Source organism: Microcystis sp. M53603_WE2 (assembly GCF_030065435.1).
On sequence record NZ_JASJFF010001347.1, the window covers coordinates 1 to 6,115 of the forward strand.

The 6,115-nt window shown below is 40.8% G+C and carries 5 protein-coding genes; 1 reads left to right on the top strand and 4 read right to left on the bottom strand.

Going from position 1 to position 6,115, the window contains the following annotated elements:
- Positions 1–168 precede the first annotated feature (168 nt).
- From PX481_RS28335 to PX481_RS28350, 4 genes are all read right to left on the bottom strand, one after another.
- Positions 169–1,170, bottom strand: a complete 1,002-nt coding sequence (locus tag PX481_RS28335) for a pentapeptide repeat-containing protein (protein ID WP_002759232.1) — start codon at positions 1,168–1,170, stop codon at positions 169–171.
- A 198-nt stretch (positions 1,171–1,368) separates the two neighbouring features.
- Entirely contained in the window at positions 1,369–1,503 is a 135-nt protein-coding gene (locus PX481_RS28340) for a hypothetical protein (protein WP_255520608.1), read from the bottom strand.
- A gap of 216 nt (positions 1,504–1,719) precedes the next feature.
- Entirely contained in the window at positions 1,720–3,231 is a 1,512-nt protein-coding gene (locus PX481_RS28345) for a glycosyltransferase family 39 protein (RefSeq protein WP_288097278.1), read from the bottom strand.
- A gap of 24 nt (positions 3,232–3,255) precedes the next feature.
- Entirely contained in the window at positions 3,256–5,493 is a 2,238-nt protein-coding gene (locus PX481_RS28350; protein WP_288097280.1) for a sensor histidine kinase, read from the bottom strand.
- A gap of 121 nt (positions 5,494–5,614) precedes the next feature.
- Here PX481_RS28350 and PX481_RS28355 point away from each other — a divergent pair.
- On the top strand, positions 5,615–6,115 hold a 501-nt coding region (locus PX481_RS28355; protein WP_288097282.1), incomplete at its 3' end, for a response regulator transcription factor.

Below are 6,115 nucleotides of genomic sequence, written 5' to 3' on the forward strand. Positions count from 1 at the left end.
GGCAGAAAAGTCTCTACAACCAGGTTTTTCTAGGAATATAGCGTTTCCCAATCTCATGAGGTACACCAAAATCTTAACTCCTGACTCCTGACTCCTGACTCCTGACTCCTGACTCCTGACTCCTCAAAACCTAAGACTCTGTACCTCACAACTATGGAAATTGCTATATTAGGAAAGGAGATTACCGCGACTACCGTTAGGAAGAATAGTTTCTTCGAGGGAAGCAGAAAGAAGATTATTTTCGGTTAAAATCGCGCCAATTAAGTTAGCTTGTTTGAGATTAGCTCGTTTAAGATTGCTTCCCACTAAATAACTCAAGAGTAATCCCGCTTGGTGTAGATTAGCACCGGAAAGGTTAGCGGAGGCTAAATTAGCGCCGAGCAGATTACAACCGGTTAAGTTAGCTTGGCGAAAATTGGCTTTATTAGCGTCAGTTTTGCTTAAATCGGCTCCAGTTAAGTTAGCTCCCTCAAAATCGCTACAATTGAGGTTAGCTCCCGTCAGATTAGCCCCTTCCAGGTTAGCATAACGTAAATCCGCCCCGCGTAAATCCGCCCCGCGTAAATCGGCATAGCTGAGGTCGGCGTATTGAAGATGGCAGTTTTCCAGATTAGCTTGATAGAGATAGGCTCGAATTAGGTTAGCCTCTTTTAAGTTAGCATGGCTAAGATTAGCAGAGCTAAGAATAGCACGAGTGAGAATAGCCCGTTTTAGGTTAGCTTTCCCCGCCATGGCATGGGTTAAAGTGGCTGAGGTGAGATTAGCCGCTTCGAGATTCGCTTTCAACAGTTGAGCAAAAAGTAAGCTACTGTGAATTAAACAGGCAGAACTTAAATCAGCCTTTTTGAGAATGGTATTACTCAAAATTGCGCCGCTTAGTTGACTTTGGCGCAAATTTGCCCCGGAAAGGTCGGCTTTAGTCAGGTTAGCATCGATAAGACAAGCTTTGCTTAAATTAACTTCTTCGAGGGAAGCGTCCTTGAAATTAGCGTTAATTAAACAAGCTTCGGCTAAATTGGCTCGTTTTAAGTAACTATGACTTAGGTTAATCTGGTTTAAACACTGTCTCTTTAAATTGACTCCGCTAAGTCTGACTTCCGCAAAGTTGCGTTCACCTCGATTATACAGTTCGATTAGATGTTCACGATTGGTTAAGGCATTGCTACTCATAAAATAACTAAATTGTTCTGGAAGGTGATTTCCAGAGAATTGGTTGGGGAAAATTACTGATCATGAAGTCGATCTCTAGGATTAGTACAGGGAGCGACTGGGAATTTTTGCGAATAAATAGAAATTTTCAACCAATTACGGGCTTAAAATCCCTATTGGCAATCACTAAAACCGGTAAAGAACGAAAAGAATCGGGGTTCAATACCAAAAACAGTCTCTACCTAAACCCGCCACTTGTTGCCAGCCAGGTCTAGGCATTAAATTAGAGAAGTCTTGTGCGTCAGTTTTTCTGACTGAATCTACTGCCTCGCCGATGTCTTGACTCGGTATCATACAGTTGAATTTGTTAGGTCTGCTTAGTCAGTCCAGTAGCCAAGAGGCTAAAACTCTTCATCACCAGATTTCGGGGACTCTCCAGTTGAGCAAGCATAAAACTCTGTAAAAGTCAATCCCTCTTAGGGGTGAACTGCCCAATTCTATTCCCTGAAGCCTTGGTTTATTCAGTCTATCAGGTTGTGGTCTGTTTTGGCAAGAGGGGTCAATGGTTTTTTAATCAATTCGCCAAAAGGCTGGATTTTTCGTAGGAGATAATTGTACAGACTGGTTATCTAAATATTGTCTGAGACTGGGGGAAGGATTGAGGAGATAAATATCGGTAAATTGATTTTTTAAGGATGGGATGGAAACTCTAATATCCGACTGAACAAATAAATACTTTGTCTTAGCATCAGTGGTATGAATAAGGGGCAAGGTATCTAACCAATGTTCTGAAATAATTAGAGGTTTTTGACTGCGATTAATCCTTCTATAAGCGTTGGGAATATTACTACCATAGCCCACATATCTAGTTGCCGGCGGTGGATAGGGAATTTTGCCAATTAATCCGAAAACTAGCAATAATATTAAGAGAATTTTTGCCCAGCCTTGGCGCTGCTGTAATCCCTTGCTTAGTAAAAAGGTAACTGCCAGCAGCATACCGAGAAAACTTGGTAAGTAAAATCTGCCCACAGCCGTGTAGCGAAATCCTCCGATTAGATCCCAAGCTAAAAGAGAGAAAAAGGGGATAATTGTCAGGAGAATAATCAGGGTAAAAACTTTTTTATCGGCTTTTTTGCCCAGATAAATAAAGGAGATGATGACGAGGATAATTAGGCAGTATTCAATAATAGGGGTGATGGTGGAATTGGTTAAACTAAAATTATAAAATAAACGAGCGATCATTCTTACCCATCTTTGCCAAAGGATCTCTAGGGGTAAACTGCCTTTTGACCATCCAAAGACAGTAAATCGACTGGTAAAAATCCGGGTTAACCAAATTGAATAAATACCTAGGGAAGCAAGTAAGCTGATGCTATAGTATTTTTTGGTTAAAGAGTTAAAAGAATTCAGCTGCAACAGAAAATATAGGCTATGAACTACTAGAACAAAGATAAAGAAAACATGGGTATATAAACCAGCGATTAGGGATAAACTATAGAAAAACCAATCTTTTTTCGGTTGCGAGGAATCAATAGCTTTGAGAAATAACCAGCTAGAAAGTATCGAAAATAAAACATATAGTCCGTATTCCCAAATTCCCAGAGCATAACCAGTAAAACGCGGGGAAAAGAAGATAAGTGTAGCGGCAATTAAAGCGGCGTTTTTATTTTTAAATAAAGTCAAAGCTAAATGGTAAAAACTCCATAAAATACCAAACCAAATAATTACTGAAAATCCCCTTAAGACTAGATAAGAATTGCCCAATAATCTTGCAAAAAACCAGAGGAAACTGTAATAGAGAGGTAGATCGTAATTCGAGCTAGTATAAAGAGAGGCTAAGGTATCAGGAAAACCTTTCACGGAATTAACCCCTTGAAATTGCCAGAGTTGTTCTGTAGATTTAATTTGTCCATCGAACAGATAGTTAATTAACTGTTCGGGTGTGTAACCAGAAAGATGGAGTAAGACCAAAGATTCATCGTGCCAAACATAACTATAGTAGGCGAGATGGACAAAATAGAAAATATTGAAAATAATCAATAAACCTAAAGCAAATCTAATCCCAGATTGACGGGTAAGCATAATTATCTTGATCCTGTTAAAAAATCACTGATTACTGTTGACTAACTCCGGTTTAATTAATCTAGAATTTTGATAGGCAATGGGTAAAGTAAACCAAAATTGTGAGCCAACCTGTGGGGTACTTTTTACCCCAATTCTCCCAGAGTGAGCCTCGATTATTTGCCGACATTGGTAGGAACCTAAACCGATTCCCGTTAGGTGTTGATTATGAAGATTTCTTACATATAAATGGAAAAGATGTTGACATTGTTCCTCATCCATGCCAATGCCATTATCGCTTAAAGTGCAGTAGATCATGTCTTGGTCAATACGAGCATCTAAAGCTAATTGAATTGGTGGAGGATTATGTTTTAAGGCATTATTTAATAATTGTTCAAAAACACTTCTTAGCTGACAAGGATCAGCATCAATAGCGGGTAAGTCATCGGGGAGAAGATTAATAAAAGTAGCTTGATATAAATCAAAATCTTTTTGCCAATCTTTGAGCCAAATTTCCACCTGTTCTTTTAAAGATAGAGGTTGACGATGCAAGATTAAAGGCCGTTCTTCAGCAAAATGATTTTCTGATAAAGCATTAATTAAAGTTAATTGTTGATCGCAACTACGCACCACCTGATCGAGCATTGCTCGCGAGATAGTTACTTTTTCTGTTTGCCGACACTGGAAAATTTTTAATAACATAACTAATCCCATAATCGAAGTGCGAAGATCGTGGGATACTGCCTGTAAAAAAACCGTTTTCATTTCGTATAAATGCTGAATTTCCCGGACTTTTTCCCGCAGTTCCAAGGTTCTTGTTTCCACTTCCCGTTCTAAATTATTATTCAAGCTTTGCACCCTCTGATATAGTTGCGCTTGGCCGATAGCAATACAAACTTGGGTGGCTAACTGTTCTAATAATTTGACCTCGCTTTTTTGCCAATGACGGGGATGGGAATATTGATGGACTACTAAAGCACCTAAATGTTGATTATTAACCGTTAGAGGTAAAACTAAAGAGGATTTAACTTGCAGATATTCGTAATAACCCTTGAGAGTGGGCAGCGTTTGCACCTTAGCGGTATTATCAGCAATAATTAACTTATCTAAAGAAAATAATTGTCCCAATTCTTCCAGTAATTCTGGTTCGGGAAACCAACCCATCAGTGAGGGAATCTCGGGACGACGGGACTCAGCGATTACCTTAGACCACCCCCGCTCTTGACAGTGACCGATATAGACTTGATCGGCATCGAGAAAATTTCTGATTTCCTCAACAATGGTATTTAAAACCTGATCTATATCTAAAGATTGATGGACTTTTAAAGCAACTTGTGTTACTAAATGTTCTCTTTCTAAAGTTTCATTTAAAGCTCGATCGATCTGTTGTCTTTCGCTAATCGCCGCCGATAAAAACAGAGAAGTTGACATGACAATGACTAAAAAGATTTGTAAGATCAAGACACCTCTGGTATAATCGGGAGCCTGTAGGATAAAAGGACTGATTCCCCTGGCCAATCCCATCAAAGCTAAAATAGATACTAAAAAATTCGCTATTACCGCTCCCCAAGTCTGAAAACGCATGGCGGCCCAAACCACAAAAGGAAAAGGCAGATATTCGAGGTACTGCACCATACTCCAATCGGGGTTAAGAAAATTTGGTTGATCACCAAAAACCACAGAAGTCACCACCGTTAGCAAACTCAGACAAAGTAAGGCCTCGCCAAAGCGTTGGGGTTGTCGTGGTTCCCGCAGGGAGTGACGATTGAAGCAAAAACGCAACAGCAGCGGCGTGGTCATTAATATTCCTGTACTATCTCCGAGCCAGATCATGCCCCAAGACTGTCCAAATTGTCGCCAATCCCAAGTATTTAGCCAACTACGGGCAAAAGTATCGATAGTGGCATTAACTGCCGAGGCTAATAAAGCCGCTAAAAATACCAGTAAAAGAATATCGCGAATGCGCTGTAAAGTGGCGGAAAATCTCAGATAATGCAAGAATTGCGCCCCTAACAGAGCCGATAAACTGCTACCGATCGCCGAAAATAGAGCTATGGGCCAACTGGCCCCTAAAAAGAAGGTAAGAAGCAAATCCCCGATAAAAACGCCTAAAACTAGCCTTTTTCCCCCTAAAAAAACAGCAGTTAAGCCAATACCAGCACTCATCCAAATTGGGGCAGGTCGCGACCCTAAATTTAAGCAGAGATAGCCTAGCCAACCAACACCCAGATAAACTAGGGCAACAAGCACAATTTTAGACCGATCTGATGAAATCCGTAGCATTTTCAGTTATCACTGGTCACTGGTCACTGTTAATCTATTTCCAGATTGCCTAAACTAGGAGTAGTTCTGCCTCATGCAGATGGGTGAAAACCGTACATTTTCCCGTTAGGAATCAAAGATCATGCGGATTTTAATTGTTGAAGACGATCCTTTAATGCAGTTAGGTTTAGAACAAGCGCTCAGTGAACAGCCGGATTTTGAGATTGTTGGTCAAGCTAGTGATGGTCTAGCGGGGGTACAATTAGCCCTATCCCTACGGCCGGATTTAGTGGTCATGGACATCGGTTTACCCCGTCTCGATGGCATTGCGGCAACTAAACAGATTAAGGAGGGTTTAGCTAATGTTCATGTGGTTATGCTCACTTCCCACACTCTGCAACAGGAAGTGATCGCAGCTCTGGCCAGTGGTGCTGATGCCTATTGTATCAAGGGAGCGAGTCTCGATCGCCTTTTGGCCGCTATTGAAGCAGCTAAGGACGGAGCCACCTATTTAGACCCCCAAATTGCCCGTTTAGTCATGGATAATCTCAAACCGCCGGCAGTGCAACCTAATCCCAATCTAGCACTTTTATCGGAGCGAGAAATGGAGGTTTTAAAGTTAATTGTTGAGGGCAAAAGTAAC

Excerpts from the sequence above, each read along its gene's own strand:
- PX481_RS28335 (WP_002759232.1), bottom strand. The coding sequence starts at position 1,170 with ATGAGTAGCAATGCCTTAACCAATCGTGAACATCTAATCGAACTGTAT.
- PX481_RS28340 (WP_255520608.1), bottom strand. The coding sequence starts at position 1,503 with ATGATACCGAGTCAAGACATCGGCGAGGCAGTAGATTCAGTCAGAAAA.
- PX481_RS28345 (WP_288097278.1), bottom strand. The coding sequence starts at position 3,231 with ATGCTTACCCGTCAATCTGGGATTAGATTTGCTTTAGGTTTATTGATT.
- PX481_RS28350 (WP_288097280.1), bottom strand. The coding sequence starts at position 5,493 with ATGCTACGGATTTCATCAGATCGGTCTAAAATTGTGCTTGTTGCCCTA.